This window comes from Actinomadura bangladeshensis (genome assembly GCF_004348335.1).
Taxonomy (GTDB): Bacteria; Actinomycetota; Actinomycetes; order Streptosporangiales; family Streptosporangiaceae; genus Spirillospora; species Spirillospora bangladeshensis.
On the sequence record NZ_SMJW01000478.1, the window covers coordinates 1 to 2,607 of the forward strand.

Genomic DNA, 2,607 nt, shown 5'->3' on the forward strand with positions numbered 1-2,607 from the left:
GGCATGAGCGGAGCGAACCGGGGGGTGTGGGGGGTCGCCCCCCACAGGAGGCGGGCATGAGCGGTGAGCCGGTCGTGGGTGTGGTGATGGGCAGCGACTCGGACTGGCCCGTCATGGAGGGCGCCGCGCAGGCGCTCGCCGAGTTCGGCGTCCCGTACGAGGCCGACGTGGTGTCCGCGCACCGCATGCCGCACGACATGATCGCCTACGGGGAGGAGGCGGCCGGGCGCGGCCTCCGCGTGATCATCGCGGGCGCGGGCGGCGCCGCGCACCTGCCGGGCATGCTCGCGTCGGTGACGCCGCTGCCGGTGATCGGCGTCCCGGTCCCGCTGAAGTACCTGGACGGCATGGACTCGCTGCTGTCGATCGTGCAGATGCCCGCCGGCGTCCCGGTCGCGACGGTCGCGGTCGGCGCGGCCCGCAACGCGGGGCTGCTGGCGGTCCGCATCCTGGCCGCGTCGGACGCGGAGCTGCGCGCCAAGATGGCCGTCTTCCAGCAGGACCTCTACGGCCAGGCGAAGGCGAAGGGCGCGCGGCTCCGCGAGAGGCTCTGAGCGCTCAGCGGCGCAGGGCCCACTCGACGCCGGGGCAGCGGTCCATGACGACGTCGAGCCCGGCGTCCCTGGCGCGCCGCGCCGCCGCCTCGTCGATGACCTGGAGCGGCAGCCACACGGCCTTCGCGCCGGCCGCGATCGCCTCGTCCACCGCCTGCCCGGCGTGCTCGGCGCGCCGGTAGACGCCGACCACGTCCACCTCGCCGGGGACGTCGGCGAGCGAGGCGTACCCCCGCTCGCCGAGCACCTCCCGCGCCGCCGGGTGGACGGGGACGATCCGCTTGCCGCGCTGCTGAAGCAGCCGGGCCTGGTTGTAGACCTCGCGGTCGGGGTTGTCGCCGAGCCCGACGAACGCCCACGTCGCGGACTCGTTCAGCAGCCGCCGGATCACGTCCTGGTCGGCGAATTCGTCACCCATGCCCACGACAACAGCGTCCGCGATCTTTTGCTTCCCGGCGTCAGGGGCGGCCGAGGGCGCGGTAGTTCCAGCCGGCCGCGCGCCACCGCTCGGGGTCGAGCGCGTTGCGCCCGTCCACGATGTTGCGTTCGGTGACGACGCCGGCGAGTTCGGACGGGTCCATGCCCCGGAACTCCGCCCACTCGGTCAGCAGCAGCACCACATGCGCGTCGCGGGCCGCGGACAGGGCCGAGTCGCCGTACTCCAGCGTCGGCTGGGCGCGCCGCGCGTTCCGCATCGCCTGCGGGTCGTACACGGTCACCCTGGCGCCCTGGGCCCTGATGGACGCGGCCACGTCCAGCGCGGGGGAGTCGCGGACGTCGTCGGAGTTCGGTTTGAACGCGGCGCCGAGGACGCAGACCGTCCGGCCGGCGAACGAGCCGCCGAGCAGCTGCCGGGCGAGGTCCACCATCCGGATCCGCCGCCGGATGTTGATCTCGTCGACCTCGCGCAGGAACGTCAGCGCCTGGTCGGCGCCGAGCTCGCCGGCCCGCGCCATGAACGCCCGGATGTCCTTGGGCAGGCAGCCGCCGCCGAAGCCGAGCCCGGGGCCGAGGAACTTGCCGCCGATCCGGTCGTCGTAGGACAGCGCCTCGGAGAGCTTCGTCACATCGGCGTGCGCGGCCTCGCAGACCTCCGCCATCGCGTTGATGAACGAGATCTTGGTGGCGAGGAAGGCGTTGGCCGACACCTTCACCAGCTCGGCGGTCGGGAAGTCGGCGGTGATGAACGGCGTCCCCTCCGCGATCATCGACCGGTAGACCTCGCGGAGCACCTTCTCGGCGTGCTCGGCGGCCCCCTGCTCGGTGGGCAGCCCGGCCACGATCCGGTCGGGGTGCAGGGTGTCCTGGACGGCGAACCCCTCGCGCAGGAATTCCGGGTTCCAGGCGAGCACGGCGTCGCCCCCGGCCGGCGCGACCCGGTTCAGGGTCTCGGCCAGCCGCGCCGCCGTCCCGACCGGCACGGTGGACTTGCCCACGATGAGGCAGGGCCGCTGGAGCAGGGGCGCGAGCGTCGCGACCGCGTCATCGACGTAGCTGAGGTCGGCCGCGTACTCCCCGGTCTTCTGCGGCGTCCCCACGCACAGGAAGTGGACGTCGCCGAACTCCGCGGCCTCCTTGTAGGACGTGGTGAACCGCAGCCGCCCGGTCTCCAGGCCCCGGCGCAGGACGGGCTCCAGCCCCGGTTCGTAGAACGGCAGGTCGCCGTCCGCCAGGCGCGCGATCCGCTCGGCGTCGACGTCGAGGCCGAGCACCTCGAATCCGAGGTCGGCCATGCACGCCGCGTGCGTGGCGCCGAGGTACCCCGTTCCGATGACCGTCAGCCGGTAGGTCAAGACCCGCTCCCTTCGATTCGCGGTCGCCGACTAGCGGCCCTGATGGAGACGTGCCCGCTTCGAGCCCGTACCTGCGCCGCCCGGCAGGCCCTACTGGCGGGTAGCATCTGCGGCATGAGTTCTGACTTTCCCACGTATGCGCCGTCCGAGGAGCATGAGCTGCTGCGGCGCACGGTGCGTGAGCTGGCCGAGGCCAAGATCGCTCCTTTCGCGGCGGAGGTGGACGAGGAGTCCCGGTTCCCGCAGGAGGCCCTGGACGC

Annotated in this window: 4 protein-coding genes; 2 read left to right on the plus strand and 2 right to left on the minus strand. The window is 73.1% G+C overall.

Features of this window, described 5'->3' with window-relative positions:
- Positions 1 to 56 precede the first annotated feature (56 nt).
- Positions 57 to 554 carry a 5-(carboxyamino)imidazole ribonucleotide mutase gene (gene purE, locus E1284_RS40085; RefSeq protein ID WP_131945339.1) on the plus strand — a complete coding sequence of 166 codons (498 nt, stop codon included), beginning with the start codon at positions 57 to 59 and terminating at the stop codon, positions 552 to 554.
- Positions 555 to 558: 4 nt separating this feature from the next.
- Here purE and E1284_RS40090 read toward each other — a convergent pair whose 3' ends face one another.
- Both E1284_RS40090 and E1284_RS40095 read right to left on the minus strand, forming a co-directional pair.
- Positions 559 to 972: a CoA-binding protein gene (locus tag E1284_RS40090; RefSeq protein WP_131945340.1), complete on the minus strand. Its 414-nt coding sequence runs from the start codon at positions 970 to 972 to the stop codon at positions 559 to 561.
- A gap of 40 nt (positions 973 to 1,012) precedes the next feature.
- Positions 1,013 to 2,347: a UDP-glucose dehydrogenase family protein gene (locus E1284_RS40095; RefSeq protein WP_131945341.1), complete on the minus strand. Its 1,335-nt coding sequence runs from the start codon at positions 2,345 to 2,347 to the stop codon at positions 1,013 to 1,015.
- A 114-nt stretch (positions 2,348 to 2,461) separates the two neighbouring features.
- Between E1284_RS40095 and E1284_RS40100 the strand changes: the two genes are divergently transcribed.
- Positions 2,462 to 2,607, plus strand: a 146-nt coding sequence (locus E1284_RS40100) for an acyl-CoA dehydrogenase family protein (RefSeq protein WP_176406313.1), incomplete at its 3' end; no start/stop codon positions are given.

Coding starts and splice junctions, on each gene's coding strand:
- purE (WP_131945339.1), top strand. CDS start 57: ATGAGCGGTGAGCCGGTCGTGGGTGTGGTGATGGGCAGCGACTCGGAC.
- E1284_RS40090 (WP_131945340.1), bottom strand. CDS start 972: ATGGGTGACGAATTCGCCGACCAGGACGTGATCCGGCGGCTGCTGAAC.